29 protein-coding genes and 1 pseudogene are annotated in these 26,370 nt (G+C 71.4%); 12 read left to right on the top strand and 18 right to left on the bottom strand.

The annotated features are described in order from the left end of the window. Window positions 1-218: 218 nt before the first annotated feature. Window positions 219-2,321, top strand: coding sequence for a PhoX family protein (locus ABZZ20_RS19440; protein ID WP_356871042.1), 2,103 nt, complete (start codon window positions 219-221; stop codon window positions 2,319-2,321). Between the two features lie 62 nt (window positions 2,322-2,383). On the opposite strand, the gene ABZZ20_RS19435 is transcribed toward ABZZ20_RS19440, so the two are convergent. Then, on the bottom strand, window positions 2,384-4,381 hold the full coding sequence (locus tag ABZZ20_RS19435; protein WP_356871040.1) for an FUSC family protein: 1,998 nt from the start codon (window positions 4,379-4,381) through the stop codon (window positions 2,384-2,386). A gap of 109 nt (window positions 4,382-4,490) precedes the next feature. Further along, complete coding sequence (locus tag ABZZ20_RS19430) at window positions 4,491-5,318, bottom strand: hypothetical protein (protein ID WP_356871038.1); 828 nt, start codon at window positions 5,316-5,318, stop codon at window positions 4,491-4,493. Window positions 5,319-5,501: 183 nt separating this feature from the next. Here ABZZ20_RS19430 and ABZZ20_RS19425 point away from each other — a divergent pair, with 183 nt between their 5' ends. Next, window positions 5,502-5,906, top strand: a complete 405-nt coding sequence (locus tag ABZZ20_RS19425; RefSeq protein WP_356871037.1) for a hypothetical protein — start codon at window positions 5,502-5,504, stop codon at window positions 5,904-5,906. 61 nt (window positions 5,907-5,967) lie between these two features. Here the strand turns inward: ABZZ20_RS19425 and ABZZ20_RS19420 are convergent, their stop codons facing one another. The 7 genes from ABZZ20_RS19420 to ABZZ20_RS19390 form a co-directional block, all read right to left on the bottom strand. After that, complete coding sequence (locus tag ABZZ20_RS19420) at window positions 5,968-6,144, bottom strand: hypothetical protein (protein WP_356871035.1); 177 nt, start codon at window positions 6,142-6,144, stop codon at window positions 5,968-5,970. Between the two features lie 58 nt (window positions 6,145-6,202). After that, window positions 6,203-6,583, bottom strand: coding sequence for a hypothetical protein (locus ABZZ20_RS19415; protein ID WP_356871033.1), 381 nt, complete (start codon window positions 6,581-6,583; stop codon window positions 6,203-6,205). Between the two features lie 182 nt (window positions 6,584-6,765). Then, window positions 6,766-7,347, bottom strand: a complete 582-nt coding sequence (locus ABZZ20_RS19410) for a hypothetical protein (protein WP_356871031.1) — start codon at window positions 7,345-7,347, stop codon at window positions 6,766-6,768. A 242-nt stretch (window positions 7,348-7,589) separates the two neighbouring features. Beyond that, the gene (locus ABZZ20_RS19405) at window positions 7,590-8,234 is read right to left on the bottom strand and encodes a hypothetical protein (RefSeq protein WP_356871029.1); all 645 of its coding nucleotides are present in this window, start codon (window positions 8,232-8,234) and stop codon (window positions 7,590-7,592) included. Window positions 8,235-8,363: 129 nt separating this feature from the next. Beyond that, window positions 8,364-8,609 carry a hypothetical protein gene (locus tag ABZZ20_RS19400; protein WP_356871027.1) on the bottom strand — a complete coding sequence of 82 codons (246 nt, stop codon included), beginning with the start codon at window positions 8,607-8,609 and terminating at the stop codon, window positions 8,364-8,366. Window positions 8,610-8,630: 21 nt separating this feature from the next. Continuing rightward, on the bottom strand, window positions 8,631-9,386 hold the full coding sequence (locus ABZZ20_RS19395; protein WP_356871025.1) for a CbtA family protein: 756 nt from the start codon (window positions 9,384-9,386) through the stop codon (window positions 8,631-8,633). A gap of 30 nt (window positions 9,387-9,416) precedes the next feature. After that, window positions 9,417-9,629 carry a CbtB-domain containing protein gene (locus ABZZ20_RS19390; protein ID WP_030152990.1) on the bottom strand — a complete coding sequence of 71 codons (213 nt, stop codon included), beginning with the start codon at window positions 9,627-9,629 and terminating at the stop codon, window positions 9,417-9,419. A gap of 220 nt (window positions 9,630-9,849) precedes the next feature. On the opposite strand from ABZZ20_RS19390, the gene ABZZ20_RS19385 reads away from it, so the two are divergent. The 5 genes from ABZZ20_RS19385 to ABZZ20_RS19365 all read left to right on the top strand — a co-directional run bounded on the left by ABZZ20_RS19385 (window position 9,850) and on the right by ABZZ20_RS19365 (window position 15,105). Further along, entirely contained in the window at window positions 9,850-10,272 is a 423-nt protein-coding gene (locus ABZZ20_RS19385) for a histidine phosphatase family protein (RefSeq protein ID WP_356871023.1), read from the top strand. A 139-nt stretch (window positions 10,273-10,411) separates the two neighbouring features. Continuing rightward, the gene (gene sigJ / locus ABZZ20_RS19380) at window positions 10,412-11,308 is read left to right on the top strand and encodes an RNA polymerase sigma factor SigJ (RefSeq protein WP_356871021.1); all 897 of its coding nucleotides are present in this window, start codon (window positions 10,412-10,414) and stop codon (window positions 11,306-11,308) included. Window positions 11,309-11,771: 463 nt separating this feature from the next. After that, window positions 11,772-13,277 carry an APC family permease gene (locus ABZZ20_RS19375; protein ID WP_356871019.1) on the top strand — a complete coding sequence of 502 codons (1,506 nt, stop codon included), beginning with the start codon at window positions 11,772-11,774 and terminating at the stop codon, window positions 13,275-13,277. Window positions 13,278-13,310: 33 nt separating this feature from the next. Continuing rightward, window positions 13,311-14,249, top strand: coding sequence for a hypothetical protein (locus tag ABZZ20_RS19370; RefSeq protein WP_356871017.1), 939 nt, complete (start codon window positions 13,311-13,313; stop codon window positions 14,247-14,249). Window positions 14,250-14,586: 337 nt separating this feature from the next. Then, entirely contained in the window at window positions 14,587-15,105 is a 519-nt protein-coding gene (locus tag ABZZ20_RS19365; protein ID WP_356871015.1) for a hypothetical protein, read from the top strand. Between the two features lie 166 nt (window positions 15,106-15,271). On the opposite strand, the gene ABZZ20_RS19360 is transcribed toward ABZZ20_RS19365, so the two are convergent. The 3 genes from ABZZ20_RS19360 to ABZZ20_RS19350 form a co-directional block, all read right to left on the bottom strand. Continuing rightward, window positions 15,272-15,895, bottom strand: a complete 624-nt coding sequence (locus tag ABZZ20_RS19360; RefSeq protein ID WP_356871013.1) for a glyoxalase — start codon at window positions 15,893-15,895, stop codon at window positions 15,272-15,274. Between the two features lie 5 nt (window positions 15,896-15,900). Then, window positions 15,901-16,347, bottom strand: coding sequence for a helix-turn-helix transcriptional regulator (locus ABZZ20_RS19355; RefSeq protein WP_356871011.1), 447 nt, complete (start codon window positions 16,345-16,347; stop codon window positions 15,901-15,903). Window positions 16,348-16,444: 97 nt separating this feature from the next. Further along, on the bottom strand, window positions 16,445-16,855 hold the full coding sequence (locus ABZZ20_RS19350; protein ID WP_356871009.1) for a VOC family protein: 411 nt from the start codon (window positions 16,853-16,855) through the stop codon (window positions 16,445-16,447). A gap of 220 nt (window positions 16,856-17,075) precedes the next feature. Here ABZZ20_RS19350 and ABZZ20_RS19345 point away from each other — a divergent pair, with 220 nt between their 5' ends. Then, window positions 17,076-17,906, top strand: coding sequence for a hypothetical protein (locus tag ABZZ20_RS19345; RefSeq protein ID WP_356871008.1), 831 nt, complete (start codon window positions 17,076-17,078; stop codon window positions 17,904-17,906). A 119-nt stretch (window positions 17,907-18,025) separates the two neighbouring features. Here ABZZ20_RS19345 and ABZZ20_RS19340 read toward each other — a convergent pair whose 3' ends face one another. Next, window positions 18,026-18,298 carry a hypothetical protein gene (locus ABZZ20_RS19340; RefSeq protein ID WP_356871006.1) on the bottom strand — a complete coding sequence of 91 codons (273 nt, stop codon included), beginning with the start codon at window positions 18,296-18,298 and terminating at the stop codon, window positions 18,026-18,028. Between the two features lie 198 nt (window positions 18,299-18,496). Then, a complete protein-coding gene (locus ABZZ20_RS19335) occupies window positions 18,497-19,072 on the bottom strand; it encodes a DUF5994 family protein (protein WP_356871004.1) in 576 nt (191 codons plus the stop codon). A 314-nt stretch (window positions 19,073-19,386) separates the two neighbouring features. Between ABZZ20_RS19335 and ABZZ20_RS19330 the strand changes: the two genes are divergently transcribed. The 3 genes from ABZZ20_RS19330 (at window position 19,387) to ABZZ20_RS19320 (ending at window position 22,363) form a co-directional block, all read left to right on the top strand. Beyond that, on the top strand, window positions 19,387-19,890 hold the full coding sequence (locus ABZZ20_RS19330; RefSeq protein WP_356871002.1) for a DUF5994 family protein: 504 nt from the start codon (window positions 19,387-19,389) through the stop codon (window positions 19,888-19,890). 194 nt (window positions 19,891-20,084) lie between these two features. After that, window positions 20,085-21,290 carry an FAD-dependent oxidoreductase gene (locus ABZZ20_RS19325; RefSeq protein WP_356871000.1) on the top strand — a complete coding sequence of 402 codons (1,206 nt, stop codon included), beginning with the start codon at window positions 20,085-20,087 and terminating at the stop codon, window positions 21,288-21,290. A 176-nt stretch (window positions 21,291-21,466) separates the two neighbouring features. After that, window positions 21,467-22,363, top strand: a complete 897-nt coding sequence (locus tag ABZZ20_RS19320) for an RNA polymerase sigma-70 factor (RefSeq protein WP_356870998.1) — start codon at window positions 21,467-21,469, stop codon at window positions 22,361-22,363. A gap of 321 nt (window positions 22,364-22,684) precedes the next feature. Here ABZZ20_RS19320 and ABZZ20_RS19315 read toward each other — a convergent pair whose 3' ends face one another. Together ABZZ20_RS19315 and ABZZ20_RS19310 are read right to left on the bottom strand one after the other, a co-directional pair. Continuing rightward, a complete protein-coding gene (locus tag ABZZ20_RS19315) occupies window positions 22,685-22,885 on the bottom strand; it encodes a hypothetical protein (RefSeq protein ID WP_356870997.1) in 201 nt (66 codons plus the stop codon). 229 nt (window positions 22,886-23,114) lie between these two features. Next, window positions 23,115-23,453 carry a MerR family transcriptional regulator gene (locus ABZZ20_RS19310; protein ID WP_356870995.1) on the bottom strand — a complete coding sequence of 113 codons (339 nt, stop codon included), beginning with the start codon at window positions 23,451-23,453 and terminating at the stop codon, window positions 23,115-23,117. A gap of 684 nt (window positions 23,454-24,137) precedes the next feature. Between ABZZ20_RS19310 and ABZZ20_RS19305 the strand changes: the two genes are divergently transcribed. After that, on the top strand, window positions 24,138-25,217 hold the full coding sequence (locus ABZZ20_RS19305) for a MerR family transcriptional regulator (RefSeq protein ID WP_356870993.1): 1,080 nt from the start codon (window positions 24,138-24,140) through the stop codon (window positions 25,215-25,217). 226 nt (window positions 25,218-25,443) lie between these two features. On the opposite strand, the gene ABZZ20_RS19300 is transcribed toward ABZZ20_RS19305, so the two are convergent. Both ABZZ20_RS19300 and ABZZ20_RS19295 read right to left on the bottom strand, forming a co-directional pair. Continuing rightward, window positions 25,444-26,097: a maleylpyruvate isomerase family mycothiol-dependent enzyme gene (locus tag ABZZ20_RS19300; protein WP_356870991.1), complete on the bottom strand. Its 654-nt coding sequence runs from the start codon at window positions 26,095-26,097 to the stop codon at window positions 25,444-25,446. Between the two features lie 126 nt (window positions 26,098-26,223). Beyond that, window positions 26,224-26,370 (bottom strand): annotated as a pseudogene (locus ABZZ20_RS19295) (MerR family transcriptional regulator); the annotation flags it as partial.

Below are 26,370 nucleotides of genomic sequence, written 5' to 3'. Positions count from 1 at the left end.
TAAGGTTATCGGCCCCTTGGCTGGAACTTCGGCAGGGGCGCCCTTCGTGGCGCCCGGCCCGCACAGCACACACCCCGCCCCGGCGAACTCCCGCACCGACGTGCCGGGTTCACCGGGTGTTCATTCTGCCGCCGCCGCATCGGCGCAACCCGCGCCTAGCGTCGCGGCTGGATCCGACCGACAGGCTGTCGGCGCCCGTGCATCTACGGAGGACACTCGTGCGCAAGCTTCTGCCGCTCATAAGCAACCCGCATGGGGGCGGCCGTTCCGCCCTCACCTGCCGCTACCGCTGTGGCGACGCCTGCTTCCACGAGGTGCCGAACACCAGCGACAACGAGTACGTCGGCGACGTCATCGCCCGCGCCTACTCGCGCCGCTCGATGCTGCGCTCCGCCGCCGTCGTCACGGTCGCCTCCGCTGCCGGCACCGCCCTCACCCTCAGCGGCAGCGGTTCCCGGGCCACCGCTGCGCCTGCCGCTGACGCCCAGGGTGCTGCGGCCGGCGGCGGCGATGCCGCGGGCGCACGCGGTCTGCGCTTCAAGCCCGTCGCGCCGAACACCGACGACCGGGTCACCGTCCCCGTGGGCTACGAGCAGAACGTGGTCATCCGTTGGGGTGACCCCATCGTCAAGGGCGCCCCGGCGTTCAATTCGGACAAGCAGACTGCCGCCGCCCAGGCCGGTCAGTTCGGGTACAACAACGACTTCCTGTCCCTGCTCCCGCTCGGCAGCGGCTACGAGCGTCAGCAGCTCCTCGTGGCGAACCACGAGTACACCGATGAGAACCTCATGTTCAAGGGTTACGACCCGGCGAACCCGACCCGCGAGCAGGTCGAGATCGCCTGGGCCGCGCACGGACTCGGTGTCGTCGTCGTCCAGGAGGACCACCGCAGCGGCAAGCTGACCGCGGTGAGCCGCCACCAGCTCAACCGCCGCCTCACCGCGACCAGCGAGTTCAAGCTCACCGGCCCGGTTGCCGGGAGCGCCCTGGTGAAGACCTCCGCCGACGCGACCGGTACCAAGGTCCTCGGTACGCTCAACAACTGCTCGGGCGGCACCACTCCATGGGGCACCACGCTGCACGGCGAGGAGAACTTCAACCAGTACTTCGCCAACGCGGGCCAGGTCACCGACCCCGTACAGGCCGCCCGCCTGAAGCGCTACGGCGTGACCGCCGGCGCTACCGAGCGCAAGTGGGAGCGGTTCGACAAGCGCTTCGACGTGCTCCAGGAGCCCAACGAGCCGCACCGCTTCGGCTGGGTCGTCGAGCTCGACCCGTACGACCCGCACTCCACCCCGCGCAAGCACACCGCGCTGGGCCGCTTCAAGCACGAGGGCGCGCAGCCCCGCCTCACCGAGGACGGCCGCCCGGTCGTCTACATGGGCGACGACGAGCGCTTCGACTACTTCTACAAGTTCGTCTCGTCGAAGCAGATGAAGAAGGGCAATTCGCGCGCGGCGAAGGAGCACAACCTCACGCTGCTCGACGAGGGCACCCTCTACGTCGCCAAGCTGACGGGTGACTCCCCGGCTGCCGAGATCGACGGCTCCGGCAAGCTCCCCTCGGACGGCCAGTTCGACGGTTCCGGCGTCTGGATCAAGCTGGTCACCGCCTCGCCGGCCGGAAACGTCTCGCACGTCGAGGGCATGACCGCCGAAGAGGTGTGCGTCTTCACCCGCCAGGCCGCCGACAAGGTGGGCGCCACCAAGATGGACCGCCCCGAGGACATCGAGCCCTCGCCCCGCACGGGTCGCGTCTACGTCGTGCTGACGAACAACACCGACCGCGGCAAGGCCGGCAAGGCCGGTGCGGACGAGGCGAACCCGCGCAACCTGAACAAGCACGGCCAGATCCTGGAACTCGCCGAGAACTTCGACGACCCGTCGGGCGACGGATTCGCCTGGCGCCTGTTCCTGGTCGCCGGTGACCCGAAGGACCCGGCGACCTTCTTCGCGGGCTTCCCGAAGGACAAGGTCAGCCCGATCTCCTGCCCGGACAACGTGACCTTCGACCCGCACGGCAACCTGTGGATCTCCACGGACGGCAACCAGCTCGGCTCCCACGACGGTCTGTTCGGTGTGGCGACCGCCGGTGAGCGCCGCGGTGAGTTGAAGCAGTTCCTCACGGTCCCGCGCGGTGCCGAGACCTGTGGCCCGCTGGTCCAGGACAAGCGCGTCCTGGTCGCCGTCCAGCACCCGGGCGAGATCGACGGTGCGACCGTCGAGAAGCCCGAGTCGGTGTGGCCCGACGGTGCCGGCAAGATCGTCCGTCCGGCGGTCGTGTCCGTCTGGCGCAAGGACGGCAAGAACATCGGCCTCTGACCACCTGCCGGAAACGGCCAGTGGGGCCGCTCAGATCCCCTGGTGGCGTAGGCGGGTCGCCGTCAGTGGTCCGGGGAGGCGATCGCGCGGGCCGCGGCGAGTTCCTGGCGTACCGGGGCCAGGACGGAGGCCCCGTTCTCGGCCCGAGGGGACGCCGGCCGCAGCTGGGCCGGTGTCCGGGCGCTGCGCACCCCCTCGGCCAGGGCATGTAGATCGGTGATGAGGCTCGCGACCTCCTCGGCGCGCGGGGCGTCGGCCCCGTGGTTGACCCGGACCCGGGCGGCCGTGGTCGCGTCCACGATCCGCTCGACGGCGACCACGAGCGGCCACCACGCGGCGGCCCGTGCCCCGGTCGGCGGCGGCTCGGTCAGCGCCCGCTGGAACTCGCTCCGCACGGCCGACAGGTCCCGGTAGATGCGCCGTCGGGCCTGGAGCCGGGCGGTCCGCGCGGCCCGCCGTCCGGCCTCCGTCTCGGGGTGTCCGCCGAAGGCCCGCTCCACGTACCGCGCCGCGTCGTCCACGGTGTCGGCGAGCCGGTCGCCGATCCGGCTGTGCCAGCTCTCGGGCCACAGCAGATAGCCGAAGACCAGGGTGATGGCGCAGCCGATGAGGCTGTCCAGCAGCCGGGGCCGGATCAGGTCGAAGCCCTGGTGGTTGAGGAGGTCCGAGAGCAGCAGGATCACCGGGGTGATCGCGGCCGTCTGGAAGGCGTACCCCTTGGCGGAGAACGCGGGGATCAGCGCGGCGAGCACCACCATCACCGGCACGTCCCACCAGCCGCGCGGCACCTCTGCGAGTACTGCGGCGGCGATGACCAGCCCGCCCGCCGTGCCCAGGGCGCGCAGCACGGCGCGCGAGAAGACCGAGCCGAAGTCGGGCTTCAGGACGAAGGTGACGGTCAGCGCGACCCAGTAGGACCGCTCGACGGGGATCAGGGAGACCAGCGATTGCGCGAGGCCGATGCACAGGGCGAGGCGCAGCCCGTACCGCCAGGAGGCCTCGGACAGCACCATCTCGCGCACGGCCCGCCGGGCCCGGACCGTCAGTGCGGCGGGCCGGCCCAGCCGGTCGTCGACGTTGTGCAGGTCGGGTTCGGCCAGGTACACGATGTTCGCGGCATGCCGGAGGGCCGCGTCCAGGGCCCGTTCGGCGGGGGTGTGCGGTGCGGGCAGTTCGAGTACGGGCTTCCCGGTGCGGGCCTGTTCGACGGCCCGTGCCAGTTCCCGTACGGCGGCGGCAACCTCGGGCGGTAGCGGTGTGCCGCGCAGGTGCACGGCGGGTGCGGCCTCCACCAGTGGGATCACCACGTTCAGCTGGGCGAGCATCCGCACGAGCGAGGGATTGCGGCCGTGCACCCGGGCGCGGCGGCCCAGAACCAGGTCGTAGGCCTGGTTCAAGGCGTGGGTGACCTGCTGGCGGCGCTCCTCGTAGTCCGGTCCGCCGGCGGCCTCCAGCGCGTCGGCGAGCGCCCGGTAGGTTGCCGCGACCGCGGTGCGTTCCGGTTGCCGCCCGCGCAGCGGCCAGCCCAGCAGGGTCAGGAGTAGGACGAACAGCCCGCCCACGCTGAGCAGCAGCGGGGCCGTCCACCAGGGCTGGGGGAGCGGCAGGCCGGCACCGACCACGGCATCGAGGAGGAGCAGCAGTCCGGAGACGGACGCGACCGAACCGATGGAGGAGATCATGCCGGACACGAGGGCGATCAGTGTGAGGACGCCGACGGCGAGCCAGCCGTGGCCGAAGACCAGGGTGCCCAGGGCGACGCCGATCGCACCGAAGAACTGCGGTACGGCGATGTTCAGGATGCGCATCCGGTAGGCGTCGGCGGTGTCCCCGATGACTCCGGACAGCGCGCCCATCGAGACGAGGGCCCCGTACTCGGGCTCGTCCAGTGCGAAGCCGACGGCGAGCGGGGTGGCCATCGCGATGCCCGCGCGCGCGGCGGCGGCCCAGGGGATCGGGGCGCTGCTCGGCCGCAACCCTTCGAGTAGCCAGGCGGGCGGCGCCAGCGGATGGTGCCGGGCTCGCCCGGACGGTATCTGGTTGGTGCGTTCGGTGCTCATTCCCGCTTCCGTGCGGCCGCGCGCGAATCGGTTCTTCGGTGCTGTTCCGGGTGCTTGCGTTCTTCTGGGTTCTTCTGGGGCGTTCTGCGTGGGTCGGTACCTTCCGAGCTTATGGGGTGCGGCGCAGTCGGCCCGTTAGCCAGGCGGCCAGCGCGGTGGTGAGCCCGATCGCCAGCACCACCCAGGCGGTGGTGCGCAGGAACGCGGTGAGGGCGTCGTACACCGCCGCGGCGGCCGGCCGGTCGATGTCGGCCGGCAGGTCGTCCAGGGTGAGGCGGCGGCAGACGGCCGTCAGGATCCACAGGAGTGCGGCGCCGCAGGCGATCCCCAGACCGGTGGCCACCACGGCGCGGCGGCGGCGGACGGCCACGGCGACCGCCGCCGCGGCGACCACCACGGTCACCAGGGGGAGCCAGATGCCCGCGATCTGCAGCATGCGGAAGCCCTTCCGGAGTGCGCCGAGGCCGTCGTACTCCATGACCTTCACCGAGACGTGGGTCACCGGGATGCGGTCGGCGAACGGCACCCCGTCGGAGACGAGTTCCCTCTTGATCTGCTCGATGACCGGCGCGAGGTCGATGGTGAGGGCATCGCCGTCGCCGGTGGTGAGCGCCTGGAGGAAAGCCGCGTGTGCGGCGCGGTTGGCCGCGTCCCAGGCGGTGCGGTAGGCGGGGGTCCCGGCGAAGGAGCGCAGGGCCTCATCGAGCAGGGCGTCGACCCCTCCCTGGAAGGGACCGGCGTCGATCTGTCCGGCGAGGGCGCGGCTGGTCTGGGTGATGACGACGCCCTGGACGGCCGGGTTCCCGGCCAGCGGGGACATGGCGGCGGTGTAGCGGTCGGCGTTGCCCAGCTCGCGGTCGGCCCAGTACGCAACGGCGCTCGCGGGCACGAGGACGACCACGAGCCCGATGAGTACCGCCGACAGGAAGGTGCGCACGTCACCAGGGAAAGCGGGGACGATGCGCGGCGCGAGCGGTGCTACTGCGGTCGGGTGGCGGGCGCCGCTCGCGGGCGGGCGCCCTGGGATCGAGATCGACCTCGGGGCCGTGCGGCCCGCTGATCCACTTGCCGGTCCGAGACGGCGGGTGTGCTCTGGATGATGGGAGAGAGGAGCCCCGCCATGGCACATGCGGCACCCACCGTTTCGAGGTGGCACCGGCCGGCGGCCGGCACGGAGAACCCGAGCAGGGGCCAGCTGATCCGGGCCTTGCTCCTGGGACTGGTCTACGGCGTCTGGGCGGCCTTCATCAAGCGCGACACGGGACCGGTCGATGCGGGCAACGTCTTCTACGGGATCCTGTGCGGTGTCCTCTTCGCCGCCATCATGTTCACCCTCGCTCAGGTCGGACCGCAGCTGATGCGGGAGGTGCACGCCACGGCGTACGGCGCGTTCGGCGGGGTCGCCGTGGGCTACCTGTACAGCTTGTCCGGCCACTCGATCCTGCGTTCGTGCTGGATAGGGCTGATCACCGGTATCGGCGTCGGGGTGGTGGCGTTCTACCGCTACTACACGCGCGAGGAGTGAGGCGGGAACCGGGCGAGGCGCCGACTCCTGAGGGAGCCGGCGCCTCGCCCTTCTCCGGAGATCAGTCCTCGGACGGGACCTCGGCGACGGATGTGGCGCACGCCCCGGTGGCCACGGAGGAGACCGGGCCGTCGTCGGGATCCGCCGGGCGGGACGGGGCCTTGGGAGCCGGCGGGCTGTAGCGGGTCACCTCGGCGCGGAGCATGGCGTTCAGGGCTGCGTACGGGTCGATGGGCATGCCGGAAACCTCACGGTGTTCGGGTGTGTGTGGGGGGATGCGCTGCTGCTCGGCCCGCTCAGCAGCGCAGGACCACACTCCGCACCGTCCACGCGGACGGCGCCGGCCAGACCGCCCCGTACGAGCCGGCGCGACGCACCGCCCGAGCGGCGTGTTCCACGTGAAACACCGGTCGCGACAGCTGCCGTACGCCCGGCAGTCCGCGCACGGCCAGGCGTACGGCCGCCCGCGCTGCGGGATCCGCGGCCGGATCCGACTCCCTCTCGGCTGGTGCTCCCGGCTCGTTCGGCATGCCGGAGCCCGTGCGCTCGACCGCGGCCGTCTCCGCAGCGACGGCCGCGGTGACGGCGGGACCGGCTGCGAACAGGCACAGCAACACCACACAGGCCGCTGAAAGGGCCCTGGCCACCGCCGTACGTGCCTGCCGCGTCCCGCTCATGCGAGGGGTCTGCCCCGCGATGCCGTCATGCTCCCCGCCCACCCCGCAGAAGCCCCCGACCGGGGTACCAAGACACCCCCCTCGGGCGACAGGAGACCGAACAGGGGCGCGTCATTCGCAGGGCGGTCGGGGCGGTCGGGCCAGTCGGGGCAGTTGGAGGACGTCGGGGTGTTTCGGCGGGCTCAGTCGGTGCGATGTTGCCCGGTCAGCCGGGCCAGGACGGTCGTTTCGCCGCTGATCAGCCGCAGTTGGGCCCGGCCCAACCGGTGCCCGCGACCGCTGACCCGGCCGGGCGAGACCCGATCGACGGTGAACACGGCGGTACGTCGGTCCGCGCGCGGGATCTCGATGGCCAGCCCCCGCCGCAGCTCGGGGAGACGCAGGTCGGCGGCCGTGACCACGGCCGTCCCGGCCGCACCCGGGGCCGGGCTGTCGGTGTCCCAGGTGACCTCTTCCCCGTCCTCGCCCAGCGGCAGATCGATCCCCAGGCTCGGAATGCGCAGCCGCAGCGGGCGGGCGGCCCGCAGCGGCGTGATGGCGGCGGCCCGTGCGGGACGGGCCCCCTTGCCGGGTACGTGCTGCCCGGCGTGCTCCAGCTGCTCGACGAGCCGGCGGTGGCCGGCCAGGCCCAGCGCGCGGGAGGGCAGCCGATCGGCGGCGGTGGCCGCGCTGGGTCGGGCGCCCTCGGTGTTCCGCAACATCCCTATGCCGGCGCCCAACAGAGCCACTGTCAGCACGCCGACCACCCACTTGGCGCGGGGCATGAATTCCTCCTGGTCCGATTCCCCGGCTCCGGTGGCCGAGGACCTGAGAGCAGTGGAACCCCTCGCTGCCCCCCGTAACGGTTACAACGCCGAGGACTGACGAAGCGTCACAGCCAGTCGGTACTTCGCAACCGGATGACCTCGCAGCTGGTGGCAGGTGCGTCGGCGATGTGCGGAGGCTACGCGGGCGATGTGCGGAGGTTCGCGGGGGATGCGGCCGGACGGGTGATGCGGCCGGCCCGCTACAGCCGCCGCGGCGGCTCGCCCGGATCGTTGAGGATCACCTCGGCCATCCCCACCAGCCGCCGGACGTACGGATAGGCCCCCGCTCCCGCCATCCCGTGCTCCAGCGAAGCCCACCGGTGCAGCCCCGGCAGGCACTGCACGATCAGTTCCCGTCGGTGGCGGTCCAGCCGCCCGCCGGCCGCCAGGTATGCGGCGATGTGGTCGCACAGCGCGCGGTCGAGGGCGGCGGGTTCGCCCTCGGTCGTCGCCGCAGCGGCCCCGGCCTGCACGCGCCAGAGCCGCGCGACCTCGTGCACGGCCGCCGCGTGCCCGTCGGGACCGGGCCACCGCGGCCCGCGAAAGTACGCAACGTCCGCGGCCGAGGGGCATCTGCGGTGCAGGGTCAGCTTTTCGGCGCGCCGCCGTTCGGCGAACGCGGCCCGTTCGGCGATTCCCGCCCTGCGGCTCGACTCGACTTTCGCCAGGGCCCGCAGCAGGGCGTCTCCGTCGCGGTCCAGGTCCCCGACGGTGCCGAGGTAGGACCAGGTCGCCTGGAAGCCGAAGGGCCGGAACAGCACGACGGCGCTGCGCAGCGCGCTTCGCCGGTGGGCGTGCGGCAGCGCCCCGTCCCGCACCCGTCGGGCGTGCACGGTGAAGCTCATGGCCCGACCCTATGAGGTCCGGAGGGGCCCAGGTCAGGTCCAGGTCAGGTCCAGGTCAGGCCCAGGTCAGGTCCGGATCCGGGCCGGATACGGGCTGGACGTGGCCCGGTTGCGCCGCGGAGGGGGCGCTCAGACCACCACGAACGCGACCGCCGCCGCCCCCATGAGGGCGGCGGCGAGGTGCACGGCCGGGTGGCCGTGGTTGCCGAACCAGAGATGGCGGGCCAGGCCGCCGAGGGCGGCCAGCGCCGTGATCACGCCGATCTGGGCCAGCAGCGTGGCGGCGGTGAAGGGGGCCAGGAGCAGCAGAACGGTGTTGAGCCAGAACGGGACCGCGCCCGTCCAGCCGCGCCATTCCCTGATCGCCGTCTGCATGGCCCACCGGCCCCCTCATCGTCAACTCGCGGGCTGTACAGCCTCCTTGGATGCGACGGCCGGGACAAGGGAGCGTTCGGCTAGAAAACCGAAGGCCAGGCCGAAAGTCGTCCACATCGCGGCCTGGATGGCCAGGGTCGCGAGGCGGAACTGCCAGATGAGGGCGGCGGGGAAGTCCGCCGGGACCTCGTTGATGCCGGGCAGGGACGCGTAGGCGACGGCGACCGCCGCGACGAAGCCGAGCGAGGCGACGACCGATGCGTTCCAGTTCCCGAGCCGGGGTGCCAGGCGCCGGCCCAGGATGAGTGCGCCCGCGGCCAGCAGTGCACTCAGCGCGATCATCAGGATGTAGAGGGTGGTCCTGCGGACGACGGTGTCGGGATCCCCGACGGCCGGAGGGTTGGAGGGGTACTTGAAGAACGGCACCAGGTTGAGGGTGACGAACAGCCCGCCCGCGACCAGCAGCGCCGTGGCCCGAGGGCCGAAGCGGCCGATGCGCCCCAGGGCGTAGCAGAAGACGAGTGCGGCGATGCCGCCGAGTGCGACCCCGTAGAGCAGGGTGCCGGTGCCGAGACCCGCCGTGGCCTGGAGGGCCCGGCTGACCGGGGCGGCCTCCTCGCCGTGGTCGTGGCCGGCGGAGGCCGCTTCCTCGATGGCGATGGCCGCGTCGATCCTTGATTCACCGAGGACGTACGCGACGAGGAAGGCGGCCACGCCTGCGAGCAGGCCGGCCACCATGCCCCGGACCAGGAGGACCCGGGGGGAGATGGGGTTCATGGTTCGGTTCTTCCGTTGCCGAGACGCAGATCAGTGGCAGGGGAAGCCGAGGAGGTGGCGACCGTCGTGCATCCACTCGTGGACGGTGTCGCCCTCGAAGAGCGCGGTGGCGCCCTGCTCGGCGCCGACGAGGTAGAGCAGGACCAGCATCAGGACGCCGACGAACAGGGCCCAGGGAGCGAGCGCGGAGAGCGAAATCGGGGCGACGGCAGGGGCCGTCGTGGGCACGGCGGAGTGAGCCATGGCAGAACCTCCAGAGGGAACACGCGTCCCGGTCAGTGGTGCTCGCGACGACGGTGGCGGGTCTGACTTGCCTCCCCCTCCGGGAGGATTCACAGTGGCGCGACCGTGCCGGATTCTCACCGGTTCTTCCGTCGTACCGTCGTCTTATTTGAGTTGTCGTCCGTGACCGTACCGCGTTTAGGCTCCCCTTATGAAGAGCGCCGTGGTACGAGTTCAGTTCGTGAGACGTCCGTTCGACGATGTCGCCCGGCAGATGCGCTTCAGTCACGGGGACCCCTGCCCGGGGTACGAGGGCCTGCGCGGCCCGGACGCCGGCCAGTGGGCGGGTCGGACGCTGGACGAGGTCTCCGCCGAAGATCCGGCAGCCGTGCAGCGATGGCTGACCGACCCCGACTACGCGCCGCCCGGTGGGGAGTCCGTCGCCGCGCTGATCGCCCGCGTCGGCGCGGCACTCGCCGGACTGGCCGCGGGCACGCACCGCGCCGTGGTGGAACAGGCCGTCGTACGGGCGGCCGTGGTGCACGCGCTGGAACTGCCCGCCGCCACGTTCTGGCGCCTCGACGTACGACCGGACACGGTGACCACCCTCACCGGACGGCTCGGGCGGTGGAACCTCCAGATCGGGCAGCAGGCGAGCGCGTGAGCCGGTTGCGGCACCAGACCCTCCGGACGTGACCGGGCAGCGGTACGCCCCCGACCGGCCCGGCCGGGCACCCGACCGGCCCGGCCGGTTAACGTCCTTGCGGGCATGGAGGATTGAGACGCGAGGACGGGACAGAGACATGAGCGAGACGGACACCCTGGCCCGACGCTTCGAGGAGCACCGCCCCCATCTGCGGGCCGTCGCCTACCGGATGCTGGGTTCGCTCAGCGAATCCGAGGACGCCGTGCAGGAGGCGTGGTTGAAGCTGAGCCGCTCGGACGTCAGCGCCGTGGAGAACCTGGGTGGTTGGCTGACCACGGTGGTCGGCCGGGTGTGCCTGGACATGCTGCGTTCGCGCACCACGCGGCGCGAGGAGCCGCTGTACGACGGGGAGGGCCTGGTCCGGCTGCCCGACCCGGTCGTCACCGGCCTGACCGGCATCGACCCCGAGTACGAGGTGCTCGTCGCCGACTCGGTCGGCATGGCCCTGTTGGTGGTCCTGGAGACCCTCGCTCCCGCCGAACGGCTCGCCTTCGTGCTGCACGACCTGTTCGCCGTCCCCTTCGACGAGATCGCCCCCGTCCTCGGCCGTACCGCCACCTCCACCCGGCAGCTCGCCAGCCGCGCCCGCCGTCGGGTCCAGGGCGCCGCGCCGACCCCCGACGCAGACCTGGTGCGTACCCGGGAGGTCGTCGACGCCTTCCTCGCCGCCTCGCGCGGCGGGGACCTCGAAGCGCTCCTGGACCTCCTCGATCCGGACGTTGTGGCGCGCTCCGACGGCGGTACGCTGCGCCCCGGCCTGGTCCGGCGCGGCGCTACCGCCGTCGCCTCGCAGGCCATGGCCTTCGCCCGGTTCGCCGCGGCGGCCCACCCGGTCCTCGTCAACGGCGTGCCCGGGGTGCTCTCCATGGCGGAGGGCGGGCCGCTGTCGGTGCTGGCGTTCACCGTCACGGACGGCAGGATCGTCGCGATCGACATCCTCGCCGACCCCGAGCGGCTGGCGAGGATCGACCTGGACGCGGTACTGGGCGGCTGACCCGCCCGCACGGTGGCGTACGGGGAGCGGTCCGCCCGCCGGGCCGGCCGCCCCGTACGCCCCACCGTCCACCTCCACCCCTCACGCCCTCCGGGCGCCAGCGAATCCTCGGTGGAGTGGGAAAACTTGCATTGATTCGAATATCAATAAGCCCGGTGATCGTCAGGATCTTCGCCCGAAGTCTGGTGCTTCCTCTTGCACTTCTTGTGTGGCTTCGGCAGGATCTGCTTCCTGTCCAGCCCCCCGTCGCGCGAACCGCCACCGGGTCGGCGCTGCAAGGGCCGGGAACGCCACCGCGATGCCGCCCGTATTCCGACGCGCTCGGCATCCCCGTTCCGTCCCCCACCCCCACCCGGCTCCGCCGCCCCCGCTTCCGCCTCCGCCCGCCACGACACACGGCCCGGGCGTCGCAGGCGACCGCCCGTGGCGTCGGCCCGCAGACTCCCTCCGGAAAGACGTGATCGTGAGCAAGCACTCGGATGCCGGAGGGAGTCTGCGGGCCGACGCGCTGGGCACGTTCGACTCCGTCGTCATGGCCGTGGCGGGCTGCGGGCCGGCCTACACCATCGCGGGCACCTTCCCCGCCCTGATAGCCGCCGTCGGAGTCGCCGGCCCGGCCGTGCTCCTCTACTGCGCGCTCCCCGTCATCGGCATCGCCCTCGCCTTCCGCCACCTGGGCCGCCTCGACCCGAACGCCGGTGCCTCGTACGCCTGGGTGGGCCGGTCCCTGCACCCCTTCCTCGGCTTCCTCAGCGGCTGGGCGCTCGTCGTCTCCGCCACCGTCTTCATGGCCTCCACCGCCCGGCCGGCCGGCGCCGCGACGCTGTCCCTCTTCGGCCTCGGGACGGCCGGCCACACCGCCCTGGCCACGATCGTCGGGGCGGGCTGGTTCCTGCTGATGGCCGGCGTGGTGATGTTCGGCGCCCGGATCAGTGCCCACGCCCAGACCGTCATCACCGGGACGCAGCTCGTGCTGCTGCTGGGCTTCGCCGTCGCCGCCATGTCGACGGACGGCAACGTGGCGGACTTCTCCCCCTCCTGGTTCGGCTTCGGCCACTTCGACGCCCAACACCACTTCGTGGGCGGGGCGTTGATCGCCGTCTTCGCCTACTGGGGCTGGGACGTGACGAGCAACCTCGGCGAGGAGACCCGGGGCGGACGCCGCGGCTCGGGATACGGCGGCGTGCTCGGCGTCCTGACCTGCTTCGCCCTGTTCGTCGTGTTCGCCCTCTCCGTCAACATCCTGGTCGGCACCGACGTCGTACGCCACAACCCCGACACCTTCCTCACCGTCCTCGGCGACGCGGTCTGGCCCGGCTGGGGCGGGCGGCTGCTCGTCCTCGCAGTGCTGCTCTCCACCGTCGCCACGCTGGAGACCTCCCTCATCCAGGCCACGCGCACCCTGTTCGCCATGGGCCGCGACCGCACCCTCCCCCCGGCGTTCGGCCGCATCCACCCCCGCTGGCAGACGCCGTGGACGGCCACCGTGGTGGTCGGGTGCGTGGCGCTCGCCGTCACCGTCGCGGTCAACCTGGGCCCTGGCCCGGACTCCGGCGCACGACTGCTCGCCGACGCGGTCAGCGGTGTCGGCCTGTTGATCTGCTTCTACTACAGCCTCGCCGCGTTCTCCGCCGTCACGGTCCACCGCAAGCAGCTGTTCAGGTCCGCCGGGAACCTGCTCCTGATGGGCCTCTGGCCCCTGAGCGGCGGACTGTTCATGCTGTGGATCTTCGTGCAGTCGGTGACCGAGCTGAACGCCCTCTCCCTCGGCATCGGACTCGGCACGCTCGCGCTGGGCGTTCTGCCGATGCTGAAGGCCCGGCACCCGGGCAGGTCGTACTTCCAGCCGGTCCGGCTTGACCCCGAACGCGCCCGGGCCGTGGACGACTCGTACGGCGTCGTGTCCCACGACGACCACTCCTCCCGGGCCGCCGCCGGTCAACCGGAGGAACTGCTCACCGACTTCTGATCCGACGCGCCGAGCAGAGAGGGTCCCGTCCTCATGGCCTGGAAACGCCGCCGCTCCACGGCAGCCCCGCAGTACGATCCGGCGTTCGGCGACAAGGCCCTGTCGGAAGCCTGCCAGGACGTCGCCGCCGGCCGGTGGCAGGGCCCGCGCGACCTCCTCGCGGCCGGTGCACCACGCGACTGGGACCGGCGCAGCCACCGGATCCGGCTGCTCGCCAACGCCGCGGCGAACCGGCGGGTCGTCGAGGCCTGGCAGGCCTCCGAACCCGACAGCCCCGACGCGGTCGTACTGCGCGCGGACGTCGAGGTGATGCGCATGTTTGCGATCGCCCGCGGCGGAACGATGCCGACCCACGACCGCCTCGACCAGACCGCCCGGATCTGCCTGCACGCCTCCCGGCTCGCCCCGGAGGACCCCCACCCCTGGGTCGCACTGGTGACCCTGGCCCGGTTGTACGAGGGCGGGCACGCGTCCATGGGGCAGTGGTGGCAGGAGCTCTGCGCCCGCGACCCGTACCACCGGGAGGCACACCACCAGGGGCTCCGCTACATGTCCGCCCGCTGGCACGGCTCGCACGGCCAGGCGTACAACTTCGCACGGGACCGCGCGGCCGCCGCACCCCTGGGCTCCGCCCTCGCGGTCCTTCCGCAGGTGGCCAGGGCTGAGCAGTTCCGCCACCGGTCGGAGACGGAGGGCAAGAACACCCTGGAACTCCTGCACCATTGGAGCGGTGACGCGGAACTGTGGGACCTGCGCACGACGATGGAGCGCTGGCTGGGTTCCCGTACGGTGCCGGGGGCGCAGGACGTGGCCGACCTCAACTACCTGGCCCACGGGCTGGTCCACGCCGACATGCTCGCCGAGGCGGCCACGGTCTTCGACCTCCTGGACGGCCGCGCAACCCGGGTGCCGTGGTCGTACACAGGTGATCCGGAGGACGAGTACACCCGATGGCGCACCCGCGTCCGCTGACCGTCGCCCGCTGACGGCCGTCCGCAGGCTCCTTGCCCGCGAATTCCGGCTCCCGGCCGGGGTCCCGCCCTGCGGTGGACACCAGGAGGAATCCGCCGGACGATGGAGGGACCTCGTACCAGGTGCTCCGTGCCTGCGTGTCGCGGCGTGCGGGCGGACGGGGGACGAGGATGCGGGGCCTTGGACGGCCACCGCTCGGGGCCCGGCGGGCCCGTATCCCAGAGGATCCGACACGTTTCTGCGCTGTGCAGCCGCGTGGCGTCCGCCCGCCGTGAACCGCGGATTCCCCTCCGCGGTTCTCCGCCCGGCCGCGATTTCTCCGAGGGAAGGACGAACAGTGAAACGACGCATTCGACTGGCCGTGCTGACACCTTTGGTCGTGTCGTCGCTGGCACTCGGGGCGGTGCCGCTCCTGACGGATTCCGCCCAGGCGGCAGCGCCTTCCATCACCTGCAGCGTGAAGAAGAGCCAGACCGCAGGCAAGTACGACATCCAGGTCAAGGGGGCCCAGCCCGGTGTGCGGGTGACCATCACCGGTGGCTCCGCGACCAGCAGGTTCACCTCCTCGGGCCTGGCCGATGACGCGGGCGAGTTCAACGACAGCGGCTTCATCCCGGTCGGCGTCGTGACGGCAGCGCAGCAGGGAACCAAGATCACGTGCGGCACGGTGAAGCAGGCCGAACAGCAAGACGCCCAGGCCCAGTACGCCGCGGGCTTCCGCAAGGGCCTCGCCGACACCAAGGCCGACTGCAAGAAGGAACCCCCGCTCCAGGGCGTCGCACCCCTGGACCCGAACTACGAGCGGGGCTACAACGCGGGCGCGCAGGCCGCACTGGACAAGTACTGCGCTGACTAGGGCGCCGCGTGACCGCCACAGCCACGAGAGCCCCGCACGCGCCGACCCACGCGCGGGCCGGGCAGGACGACGGCAGGGCCGGGTCGCTGACCTGGTCCTGCCGTCGTTGCCGTCGTCCCCAGCCGAGTGCGACCGGTACGGGCCTGCTTCGACGGGACGACGTCGGTCAGGGCGTCGCCGTCACCGGCGCGGCCTCCCAGGCGAACCCGTCCGGGTCGACGAACGACCCGGCATCGCTGCCCAGCACGAGCCGGTGTGCTCCGGTGCCGTCGTCGGGGACACCGAGGTCCTTGGCCAGGGCGCGGCGCCCGTACAACGCCAGCTTGACGGGGCCCGACCCCGCGGCGAACTCGACGTACTTGCGGCCGAAGCTCTTCGCCACGGCGAGGCCGTGGTCGACGTAGAACTGCTTGCTCGCCGTCACGTCCGCGGCGCCCAACAGGAGCACGAACTTCTCGATCTGCCCCGTGTCCGGGCCGGTGTCCTTCTTCGCCGACGTGGCGACCTTCCAGATCGTCCCGTCCGGGGCCCGTACGACGCCCCCGTACCCCCAGAACGACTTCGAGGCGGGCTTCAGCGGTGTGGCACCGGCGTCGAGGGCGGCGTCGACGAACGCGTTGACGGTGGCCGGCTGGGACACCGTGAGCGACATCGCGAACCCGCGGAAGCCGGACGTCGGTGCCTCCGAGGCCCGCAGGCGCACCTGGGTGGCCACACCGAAGGCGGTGTAGAAGCGGTGGGCAGCCGTGGGATCGGCCACTTCGAGCGTGACGGATGCGATGGAAGTCATGGCGATCACGCTAGGTGGGGCTGCGCCGCCGGTGCTTCTCGATTCCTGACCGGTCTGGTCACCTGCTTCGCCACGCACGAGGGCATCCCCTCCGCAGCGTCGGCCACCCGGCGCCGGTAGACGCTGGGGGGCATGCCGACCAGCTCGGTGAAGCGACTGCTGAACGTGCCCAGCGACGAGCAACCGACCGCGAAACAGACCTCGGTGACGCTGAGGTCGCCACGACGCAGCAGAGCCATCGCGCGCTCGATGCGCCGCGTCATCAGATAGGCGTACGGCGATTCGCCGTACGCCAGCCGGAACTGACGGCTGAGGTGCCCCGCCGACATGTTCGCGCCGCGGGCGAGCGCCTCGACGTCCAACGGCTGCTCGTACTCCCGGTCGATCCGGTCGCGAACCCGGCGCAGCCGCGCGAGGTCGCTCAGGCGCTGCGCCGCGTTGAGTGCGCTCATCAACGCAGGATGACACATGGGGAACTCCCTTCATCGAGGACCGCGTACCCCCCGGCCGCCCGCAGGGGCGGGCGACCGAAGTCGATCGCCGCACGTTTCAGCGGAGCTCTCGGATGCGGATCAGGTTGCCCGCGGGATCGCGGAAGGCGCAGTCGCGCACGCCGTACGGCTGCTCGGTCGGTTCCTGGACGACCTCGGCGTCCGTGGCCTGCAGCTTCTCGAAGGTGCCGTCGAGGTCCGGGGTGGCCAGCAGGAGCCAGCCGTAGGTGCCCTTGGCCATCATTTCCATGATGGTGCGGCGCTCGTCCTCGGTGACCCCGGGATCGGCGGCCGGCGGCGCCAGGAGGATGGAGGTACCGGGCTGGCCGACGGGGCCGACCGTGATCCAGCGCATCGCGCCGTGGCCGACGTCGCTGCGGACCTCGAAGCCGAGGACGTCGCGGTAGAAGGCCAGGGCGGTGTCCGGGTCGTCGTGCGGGAGGAAGGTCGTGTGAATGGTGAGGTTCATGGCCGTCACGCTAACTGCGGCTCGGTGAACGGTGCTTCTCGATTCCTGACCGGTCCGCCCCACCTGCTGCCGCAGTTCTGGCTACCCAAGGAGGTACGTCGGGCCGGCCAGCCAGCCGGCCAGCTCCAGGTCACGGACCCGGGCCCCCAAGAGCGGATAAGTCGGCGTCCTGGTCAAGTCCTCCACGGTGCCGGAGGTTTCCACGACTAGCCTCCGCATCATGCTGCGTATCGCCGACACCCGTACCGGCCGCTTCGTGGAGATTCCTTCCGCACACCGCCGCCTGCTGCGCATCTGCGTCCACCTGCCAGTCACCGACACCGGGATCGGCGCGGTGCACGTGCGGGCGCCCCTGGTCGGCGACGTGCTGGCGCGTACCGCAGAGCTGCACGGCATGGAGTCCCGGACGGTCCTCACCACACCGGAACTCCCGCACGAGCAAGCCCGGGAACTCGATCGCGCCATGTCCGATCTCGGCATCCACCCGCCCGCCACCATCGGTGTTCACGAGCTGACCGAGACGCTGTGCGCCGCTGCCGATGTGCACCTGCTCGCACACGGAGCCCCCGGACAGGACGCCGCCGGCGGGGTCTGGATCGACGTGGGTCAGGTCGGCCCCGCGCGCCGGGACGAGGGCAGCCCAGCCCCTGGGCGCATCCTCGTCCCGGGTCTCCTGGACGCGTTCGTCCCAGCGGGGACCGATCCGTTGGCCCTTCGGATGCTGTTGCTCGGCCACGCCTACCGCACGCCGGTCACGGTCACCGCAGCCGCTCTCGCCGAGGCCCGCCGGATGCTGGAGCGATGGCGGCAGCAGGTGGCCGACTGGGCGCAGGAGCCGTCCAGGCCGATCCCTGCCGACGTGCTGCGACAGGCCCATGCCGCGCTCGCGGATGATCTCGGCGTCCCCGCTGTCCTGGACATGCTGGTCGGCGTGGCGGCACGCACCGACGTGCCGGCCGGCGCCAAGTTCGAGACGTTCGCCTTCCTCGACCGCGTCCTCGGGCTGGACCTCGTCCGTGAGGTCGGCCACCAGAACCGGGCGGCGCCATGACGGCGGGCGACTCCCGGCGCCCGCCGGCTCCGGACGTACGCGAAACGGGACGGGAACCGAGACCGGGCGCGTGCGTTCCCTGCCGGGACTCTTCCCCGCCCGGTGCTGGAGGAGCGCCCTCAGGCGCGCTCTTCCTCCTCGGCCTCCATACGGCGGATTCCCTCATGGGTGAGGGTGACCATCGCGGGGGTGTTGCCCGGCCCCCAGTCGACGGTGATCAGCCCTTCGCCCGCCAGGTAGGTGCAAGCGGCGGCCAGGTCTTGTTCGGGTATGCGGAGGTCGTTGCGGAGCCTTGCTCCGGTGATGCCGAGGAGGCGGTTGCCCTCGACGGCTTCGTACAGGACCTGGAGCACCTGTTCGCGGTAGGTCTTGCGTTCGCGCAGTGTGGCCATGACCGCGTCCTCTCATGTGCGCAGTGGGTTCCCGGGCCCGAGCTCTCAGCTCTCAGATCTCGTCGAAGATCTCGTCGACATGGGCGCCGATGCCGGCGGGATGCCGGCGGGGGGATCAGGCGCATTCCCATGCCGGTCGCGAGGATGATCGCTGCGATGAGGACACGCATGACGAGGACACGAGGATCGCCATGCTGCTCACCGCCAGGCGTTCCCGGGCAGCGGGAGGGTGCGTCGGTCCATCGAGTCCCCGAAGGGGGACATGCAGGCCCCGCCTTCGTCCTCCCAGGTGGTTTCCCGGCGCCGGGCGTCCCGGATGCCGCGCCCGATGGCGGCTTCGTTGGCCATCAGGACGTCGGCGGTGAGTTGGCTGCCCGGGACGGCGGCGGCGGCCATCAGCCGGGCCGCAGCCGCGGGCTCGGTCTCGGGCGGGACCACCAGCAGGTCCCACCGGCCGACGGTGAAGGAGAGCAGAATCAGCTTGTCCGGGTGCTGTTCGGTGAACCAGCCCACGTGCACGGTGTGTCCGGCGACGTTCACGGTGTGGGGGATGACGGGCCAGCGGGTGGGGTTCACGGTGACGCGTGTGATGCGGCCCCAGACTTCGTCGAGTGCGGCCGCGAGCGGTGGAAGTTCGACTTCGAGGTCGCGGGAGTAGGGCCACCAGGCCCCGTCCAGCTGGCCGGCGAGGGTGGTCTTCGGGGTGAGGGACAAACGCGCCGGGAGCTCTGCGGCGAGGTCGCGGGGCGCGGTCCGCTCGTGGGTCTTGGTCATGGTGGGGACCTGCCCCCGGGCCGTCCGTCGACGGCCCGGATTTCGTGATCGCCGGAAACGACATCCGCGTGGAAGCGGATGCGCGGAATGCTTCCGGTGTTTCCACTGTACGCCTGCACGGCGGACTAACGGCTGTGACCAGGTGTTTTCCGGCGGGCGGTGGAGCGGGCGTGCTGTGGCGGGCGGCGGGCCGCGCGGGGGGAGTACCGTGAAACGACGGCAGGTTCGCGCAGGGTGCCGGCCGGACACCCGCATCTGCACCGGTCCCGGCCCGCGACGAGGGATGCCGTACCCCGCAGACGGACGGACCCACCATGGCTGACTCCGACACCCCCCACACGCCCCCGCTGCTCCTGCCGGACGCGATCCACCGGGCGGTGAAACCGGGTACGGCCCTGCTGCGCCTGGAGACCACGCGGTCGCGGCAGGGGGTCCTGGATGGCGCGTGGTGGCCGCGCACCCGGAACATCGAGAGCGAGCTGCCCGCGCTGATCAGCGTGTTGACCGAGCACCTCGGGCCGATCACCCGGGTCGGTGTGGACGCCTCCGCCTGGGACCGCCTCCCGACCCGCCTGGTCATCGACGATCGGGTCGTGCACCTCGACTCCGACCCGGTCGGCGACGACACCGTCCTCATCACGCGCGGCGACAACGACCACTTCGCGCTCCTGGTGGTCCCCCCGGACACCTCCGCCGATTCCGCCCGCGAAGCGATGGCCCGCGCCGTCCGCGCCGACAACGTCACCCAGGCCGCTCAGATCCTCGTTGCCACGGCGCCCGAGCGCGCAGACGGCGGCGCCACCGACCCCGCAGCCTGAATATCCGGAGCCGAAAGCCGACGACCACGGCGGCGAGCCCCTCGTCGGAGCACCGGTGATCCGTACGGCCAGGCGCGGCGCGCGCTGCCTCCTCCACGACCCCTTCCGAAGGGAGTGATCTGTCTCACATGCCGTCACAAGGATCGATCAGGCGGTGTCTTGAGGCCGAACCCCCTTGAAGCGGAGGAGACACCATGACCGAGAACACCGATGTGGTCGTGATCGGCGGCGGATACGCCGGCGTCATGGCGGCCAATCGTCTGATGCAGCGCGACGACGTGACGGTGACGCTGATCAACCCGCGCCCGACGTTCGTCGATCGGGTCCGCCTGCACCAGCTGGTGGGCGGTTCCCACGATGCGGTGGTCGAGTTCCGAGAGGTCCTGGCCGAGGGCATCGACCTGGTGGTCGACACCGTGACCCGGATCGACGCGGCCGAGCGCAGCGTGGCGTTGGCGTGCGGCGGCACGGTGGGCTACGACTACCTGATCTACGCCGTGGGCAGTGGCAGCGCCGACCCGGGCGTGCCCGGCGCGGCCGAGTTCGCCTACCCGATGGGCAGTCTGGAGGAGGCGGAGCGGCTGCGGCCGGTCCTCGACGCCGCTCCCGCGACGGCCGCGGTGACGGTCGTCGGTGCCGGTCCGACCGGCATCGAGGCCGCCGCCGAGCTGGCGGAGGCGGGTCGTGCGGTGACCCTGGTGTGCGGCGGGGTGCTCGGCCCGTACCTGCACCCGCGGGGCCGACGCTCGGTTGCCCAGCGGCTGGCCAAGCTCGGTGTGACCGTGATCGACGGCCCCGACACGAAGGTGACGGCGGTGAGCCGCGATGCCGTGCAACTCGGCGACGGCCGCAGGCTGCCGAGCGCGGTGACCATCTGGACCGCCGGATTCTGCGTGCCGGACCTGGCCCTGCGCAGCGGGCTGAGCACCGACACCCTGGGCCGCCTGCTCACGGACGAGACCTTGACCAGCGTGGACGACGTACGCATCGTCGCGGCCGGCGACTCGGCGGCGCCGTCGGACCTGGCACTGCGGATGAGCTGCCAGGCCGCGATCCCGCTGGGCGCCCGGGCCGCCGACACGGTGCTCAGCCGGCTCGCGGGCGAGCGGCCCGCGCCCCTCAACCAGGTGTTCGCCGGCCAGTGCATCAGCCTGGGCCGCCGCGCCGGCATCTTCCAGTTCGCCCACCGGTACGACGTCGCGCTGGGGTTCCACATCGACGGTCGCCCCGGCGCGAGGATCAAGGAGTTCATCTGCAGGAGCATCGTCAAGTATCTGGCCGACGAGGCGGGCAAGCCCGGTTCGTACGGCCTGCACCGCGTCCCGGGCGGTGCCAAGCGCCAGCAGCTGCTGCAGGCCAAGCGTGGCGGGGCGCCGGCCACCCCCGTGCGGGCGGCCTAGCCGGGCGCTCGTACTCGTACGCGTGGCCGGTTTCCGGTCTGACCAGGACGTTGGGGAGCGCTTGTCGTGCGGTCAGACCGAACGGCCGCCAACGAGAAGGACCTTGCTGTGGATACATGCTTGAAGGCCGTCGGCAACGGCAACCAGGGCCGGCCGCGAAGGAGAGGGACCGCGACATGAGCGACCACGCCACTGACCCGGCGACCGAGACGTTCGTCGCCCACCGCAACCTGCTCTTCACCGTCGCTTACGAGATGCTCGGATCGGCGGCCGACGCCGAAGACGTCCTCCAGGAGACATGGCTGCGATGGGTCAAGGTCGACCTGGGGCAGGTGAGCGACCAGCGCGCCTACCTGGTCCGGATCACCACCCGGCAGTCGCTCAACCGGCTGCGCACCATGAAGCGCCGCAGGGAGGCGTACGTCGGCCAGTGGCTGCCTGAGCCGATGCTCACCGCGCCGGACGTGGCCGAGGACGTCGAGCTCGCCGAGAGCGTGTCGATGGCGATGATGCTCGTCCTCGAAACGCTGTCGCCGACCGAGCGCGCCGTCTTCGTGCTGCGCGAGGCCTTCGACGTCGGCTACGAGGAGATCGCGGCTGCCCTCGACAAGAGCCCCGCGGCCGTCCGCCAGATCGCGCACCGCGCCCGCCAGCACGTCGATGCCCGGCGCCCCCGCAAGGCGGTCTCCTCGCGCGAGACCCGGGCGGCCCTGGAGTCGTTCCAGCGCGTACTCGAAACCGGGAACCCGCAGGACCTCCTCGACGTGCTCGCCCCGGAGGTCGTCCTCGTGAGCGACGGCGGCGGCGTCAAGAGGGCTGCGCTGCGACCGGTCATCGGCGCCGAGAAGGTGGCCCGCTTCATGATCGGCGGTCTCAGCAAGAACAACCACCCGATCACCGTCGCCCCCACCGTGGTCAACGGCAGCCCGGCACTCCTCGTACACCTGGACGGCGAGATCGACGGCGTCATGGCGTTCCGCGTCGAGGACGCCCGCATCACCGGTCTCTACTACGTTCGCAACCCGGAGAAGCTGTCCCGCGTCGAATCCGAGACCCCGCTCACCCTGCGATGAACAGGGGTGCCGGGTCACCGGCCGCGCCACTCGCGGACAACGGCTGCACGGATCATGCGCCGGTCCCTGCGGCGGAACCACGCTGACCCAACGACCCCGGCACATTCACCCGCCGGGGTCGCCCTTCCGGGCCGTCGCACGTGAGAGTGCTCGACCCACTCACCATGTTAACCCTGTGGGGCATCTCCGGCATAGGGGACTTTTCGTGGCGATGCGGGCCAGGCTGCCGACGTCGTCCAGGGCGCAGCTCGTCAGTCGGCCGCTGGACTGCTCCAACAGGGCCCGGCCGGGACCTGGGCGCGCGGGCGAGTACGGCTCCGGTCAGAGGGACTCGTCGTGCAGGTCCTCTTCGCGCAGCAGGTCGTCCTCGCGGCGGTCCGAGGTCGCCTTCTGGCCCTGCGCCCGTCCCCGTTCGCGGGAGTGCTTGCCCGGCTGGGGGTGCGCGGGGTCTCCGGGGCGCTGGTGACTCTGGGCCTCGCGGCCCTTGCCCGGCTCCTGGCGCTTGTCGTGCGTACCGGCCATGACAGCTACTCCTCTTGATGCGTGGGGTACGGATTCCTCTCGGATCACGCTCACACGTCCAGTGGCGGTCTGCATCACGTCGACTACGAAGCGAGGCACACGGGTGACGCCCGCGGTCGAGCTGCCGGGCGGGCGCCCGCGTTCCTTCCGCTGCCTGGCCACTGGCGATCGTCGGAGGTACCGACGCGGGGCTCCGGCCCACTGCGTCCCTGCCTCGCAGGCGCGGTCGTCACGCCGCGGCCGGAGGATCGGGTGATTCGGCGGCGCGGCGGTATTCGGCGTTGATGCGTTGGGCTTCTTCGAGTTGGTCTTCGAGGATGATGATGCGGCAGGCGGCTTCGATGGGGGTGCCTTGGTCGACGAGTTCCCGGGCGCGGGCGGCGATGCGCAGTTGGTAGCGGGAGTATCGGCGGTGGCCGCCGGCGGAGCGGAGCGGGGTGATCAGGCGGGCTTCGCCGAGAGCGCGGAGGAAGCCCTGGGTGGTGCCGAGCATTTCGGCGGCCCGGCCCATGGTGTAGGCGGGGTAGTCGTCGTCGTCGAGACGGCCGAACGAGTCGTCTGCTGTCATTGCACCTCTCTCGTGGAACGCATGGAGGGGCCCTGGTGCCGTACGGCACCAGGGCCCCGAAGGAACTGCATCACCATCTGTCGGCCCTAGTACGGCGCCGACCTTCTGTTTCCGCGGACCTGACCTGCACTCGGCCGGGGGCGCGGGGATCGCTGTTGCTTGACCGGAGACCACCTCGCTATCGATGTCCTGCGGTACCCGGGCTCAGACTTCCGCGCCGGGCGATCCTGATGGCGGTGAGACTCCTCCGTTCTTTCCTCTGAGCCGATCACTTGCCAAACGGGGGACTGCGTACTGCGTGTGCCGATGCCCGGCAGTTCGTCTCTCCGGGCCTTGATCGATCTTGGCTACAAGAGAAACCATAGCTGCACCGCAATCAAATGTCTACTGCGATCACCATAGATTTTTGCGTGTTGGGTGGAGAGGTAATCGCGCTCCGGCGTGTCAGGTGCGTGCACGAGGACCTGCGGTCGGGTGGACGACATGCCATCAGGATCGGCGCGGCGCGAGAGGGCCGCAGCCGGCTCGGGCATCCGAGTGACCTCTTCGCGCTCATCCGAACGTCCGTCAGAGCGCAGGTACTCAACTCCATCCGAGTGGAAGCGCACGGTGTTCACCGTTCCAGCGGCCGAGGTTGACCCTCGACTTGGTGGAGGGCTCAGAGTTCCGGGTGTGGAGAGCGAGATGCGAAGTATCGGCGAGATGGCCCGCGACAGCGGACTGAGCGCGAGTGCCCTGCGGTTCTACGACGGTGCCGGCGTGCTGGTCCCGGTACGGGTGGATCCGGCGAGCGGCTACCGCTGGTACGGACCCGAGCAGCTCGAAGAGTCCCGGCTGCTGGCCCGGCTGCGTCGGGCCGGCATGCCGTTGGCGGACATCCGGCTGGTGCTGGCCGGCTGGGCCAGCACGGACACCGAACTGGTCCGGAGCCTGCTTCAGGCGCACCTGCTCCGGCTTGAGCGGGGGCTGTCCGACGCCCGCAGCGAGTTCTCCACGGTCCGAGCTCTACTCGAACGCAGGGAGAATTCCATGACCCCGTCCGTCACCACCACGTCCCGCTTCGCCGTTTCCGCTCCCGAGCTGGCTGCCGCGCTGGACTCGGTCCGCTTCGCCGTGAGCACCGACCCGGAACTGACGGCGCTCGGCGGCGTCCTGTTCGACATTGAAGGTGAGGCGCTGCGCGTCGTGGCCACCGACCGGTATCGGATGGCTGTCGCACGAGCCGACACCACCGGATACGGCGGGCCGAGGATGCAGGTGATCGTGCCTGCCCCGCTCGCCGACGCGATGCGGGCGCTGCTGAGTGACGACGTGTCCGTCCAGCTCACCGTGGACGGTGACCGGGTGGCCCTGGAGGCGGGGGACCACCAGACGGCCGGCCAGTGCCTCGACCACGAGTTCCCTGATTACCGTCGCCTCGTCCGTCTGCCGGCGGGACGCCGTGTCCCCATCGACGTAACGGCCTTCCGTACGGCGGTGGAAAGCGGCCCCGTCCGCGCGGCCGAACGCACGCAGGACGGCGTGGCCTGCGACCTCAGCGTCCTCAAGGTGACGGGCGAGGGTGCGGTGTCCGTCTGCGAGGACGGGGACGACGACCAGGGCTGCGTCGCCGTCAACCGCGAGTTCCTGCTGCACGCGCTCGCCGCCGGAGCCCGGGACCAGCTGATCCTGGAGCTCGGCGCCCCCACAGCGCCCCTGGCGATCCGCCGGCCTGAGGACGAGGACGCCTTCTCGCTCCTGATGCCCGTCCGCCTGGAGAGCTGACCCACCGGGACGGGCGCTGCGGGGCCGGGCACCATGGCGCGGCCGGATCGAGGCGGGCGTCCCCGTCGAAGTCACCCCGAGAGCCGCTGGCCGCCGGTTGTTCGACCCGCTTGTGTGCCCCTCGCTTCGATCTCGCCGGTCACCGTTCGGTCGTGCGGGCGGACCGGACCCCGGCGCTGCCTCAGGGCGACGACGTGAGGGCCAGCAGACCTGGGGACTGCGGCCGTCACTCCTGCGCAGCGAGGAAGCGATCGGCCGGTTCGCCGCGGAGGTGCCCTGGAGGGAGCCGCCGGCCGTACGCGAGCAGGAGGAGGTCCTGTGCGGCGCCGTACAGGGGCGTTCCGGTACCGAAGGACCAGTCGAGGTCGTCGGCGCGGAGTTCGACGTCGCGCAGGTCGGCTCCGAAGAACTTGAGGGTCCTGGCGTTGACGCCCTCCAGGAGGATGCGCACGCGGTCCTCGGGAACCCGGCGGTCGAGGCCCAGTGCGACCGTGATGTCCAGGCCGTGGACCACGTCGTGGCCCAAGGCCGCCTCGATCCCGCCGACCGGCGGCTTCCAAGGGTGTTCCGCGTTGTCACCGAGCCATGCGGCGAGTTCACGCGTCGAATGGGCGGCCGCGTCCTTGTGGGCGCATCGATCGGTCATCCGGTGGAGGCTGCCTCGCGCTCTGATCAGTTCCCACGCCGTCTTGGAGAGCGAGTACCGAAACCCCATCGTCATGTGGGCCGCGACCTCCCGTACCCGCCACCCCCCGCACAGGGTCGGTGCGTCCCACTCCTTGGCCGACAGGCCGTCCAGCATGGCCGCCAGCTCCCGGCGTTCGGCCGCGATCGCGGCTCTGGTGTCCGCCGCTGGTCTCCGCTGCGTCGTGTTGCCCATGACGTCAAGGCTCTCGGCAGGCCCGCCATAAGTCCAAGAGTCTGCGTGTCTCGCAACTAGAACGATCAGTTATCGCCACTCAGAGGTTGCGGTAGTGGCGGCGGAGGGAGTGGCCGCAGACGTGGATCAGGCCGGGGCCGACGGGGCGGGTGATTCGGCGGCGCGGCGGTATTCGGTGTTGATGCGTTGGGCTTCTTCGAGTTGGTCTTCGAGGATGATGATGCGGCAGGCGGCTTCGATGGGGGTGCCTTGGTCGACGAGTTCCCGGGCGCG

The sequence above is a fragment of the Streptomyces sp. NPDC006430 genome (assembly GCF_040612395.1).
Lineage (GTDB): Bacteria > Actinomycetota > Actinomycetes > Streptomycetales > Streptomycetaceae > Streptomyces.
The sequence above is the reverse complement of the archived record's forward strand: the minus strand, read 5'-3'. Positions and strand labels throughout refer to the sequence as shown.

Bases quoted from the DNA above. Each gene is read 5' to 3' on its own strand.
- ABZZ20_RS19435 (WP_356871040.1), bottom strand. From the start codon at position 4,381: ATGAGCACCGAACGCACCAACCAGATACCGTCCGGGCGAGCCCGGCAC.
- ABZZ20_RS19425 (WP_356871037.1), top strand. From the start codon at position 5,502: ATGGCACATGCGGCACCCACCGTTTCGAGGTGGCACCGGCCGGCGGCC.
- ABZZ20_RS19420 (WP_356871035.1), bottom strand. From the start codon at position 6,144: ATGCCCATCGACCCGTACGCAGCCCTGAACGCCATGCTCCGCGCCGAG.
- ABZZ20_RS19415 (WP_356871033.1), bottom strand. From the start codon at position 6,583: ATGAGCGGGACGCGGCAGGCACGTACGGCGGTGGCCAGGGCCCTTTCA.
- ABZZ20_RS19410 (WP_356871031.1), bottom strand. From the start codon at position 7,347: ATGCCCCGCGCCAAGTGGGTGGTCGGCGTGCTGACAGTGGCTCTGTTG.
- ABZZ20_RS19405 (WP_356871029.1), bottom strand. From the start codon at position 8,234: ATGAGCTTCACCGTGCACGCCCGACGGGTGCGGGACGGGGCGCTGCCG.
- ABZZ20_RS19400 (WP_356871027.1), bottom strand. From the start codon at position 8,609: ATGCAGACGGCGATCAGGGAATGGCGCGGCTGGACGGGCGCGGTCCCG.
- ABZZ20_RS19395 (WP_356871025.1), bottom strand. From the start codon at position 9,386: ATGAACCCCATCTCCCCCCGGGTCCTCCTGGTCCGGGGCATGGTGGCC.
- ABZZ20_RS19390 (WP_030152990.1), bottom strand. From the start codon at position 9,629: ATGGCTCACTCCGCCGTGCCCACGACGGCCCCTGCCGTCGCCCCGATT.
- sigJ (WP_356871021.1), top strand. From the start codon at position 10,412: ATGAGCGAGACGGACACCCTGGCCCGACGCTTCGAGGAGCACCGCCCC.
- ABZZ20_RS19370 (WP_356871017.1), top strand. From the start codon at position 13,311: ATGGCCTGGAAACGCCGCCGCTCCACGGCAGCCCCGCAGTACGATCCG.
- ABZZ20_RS19360 (WP_356871013.1), bottom strand. From the start codon at position 15,895: ATGACTTCCATCGCATCCGTCACGCTCGAAGTGGCCGATCCCACGGCT.
- ABZZ20_RS19355 (WP_356871011.1), bottom strand. From the start codon at position 16,347: ATGAGCGCACTCAACGCGGCGCAGCGCCTGAGCGACCTCGCGCGGCTG.
- ABZZ20_RS19350 (WP_356871009.1), bottom strand. From the start codon at position 16,855: ATGAACCTCACCATTCACACGACCTTCCTCCCGCACGACGACCCGGAC.
- ABZZ20_RS19345 (WP_356871008.1), top strand. From the start codon at position 17,076: ATGCTGCGTATCGCCGACACCCGTACCGGCCGCTTCGTGGAGATTCCT.
- ABZZ20_RS19340 (WP_356871006.1), bottom strand. From the start codon at position 18,298: ATGGCCACACTGCGCGAACGCAAGACCTACCGCGAACAGGTGCTCCAG.
- ABZZ20_RS19335 (WP_356871004.1), bottom strand. From the start codon at position 19,072: ATGACCAAGACCCACGAGCGGACCGCGCCCCGCGACCTCGCCGCAGAG.
- ABZZ20_RS19330 (WP_356871002.1), top strand. From the start codon at position 19,387: ATGGCTGACTCCGACACCCCCCACACGCCCCCGCTGCTCCTGCCGGAC.
- ABZZ20_RS19325 (WP_356871000.1), top strand. From the start codon at position 20,085: ATGACCGAGAACACCGATGTGGTCGTGATCGGCGGCGGATACGCCGGC.
- ABZZ20_RS19320 (WP_356870998.1), top strand. From the start codon at position 21,467: ATGAGCGACCACGCCACTGACCCGGCGACCGAGACGTTCGTCGCCCAC.
- ABZZ20_RS19315 (WP_356870997.1), bottom strand. From the start codon at position 22,885: ATGGCCGGTACGCACGACAAGCGCCAGGAGCCGGGCAAGGGCCGCGAG.
- ABZZ20_RS19310 (WP_356870995.1), bottom strand. From the start codon at position 23,453: ATGACAGCAGACGACTCGTTCGGCCGTCTCGACGACGACGACTACCCC.
- ABZZ20_RS19305 (WP_356870993.1), top strand. From the start codon at position 24,138: ATGCGAAGTATCGGCGAGATGGCCCGCGACAGCGGACTGAGCGCGAGT.
- ABZZ20_RS19300 (WP_356870991.1), bottom strand. From the start codon at position 26,097: ATGGGCAACACGACGCAGCGGAGACCAGCGGCGGACACCAGAGCCGCG.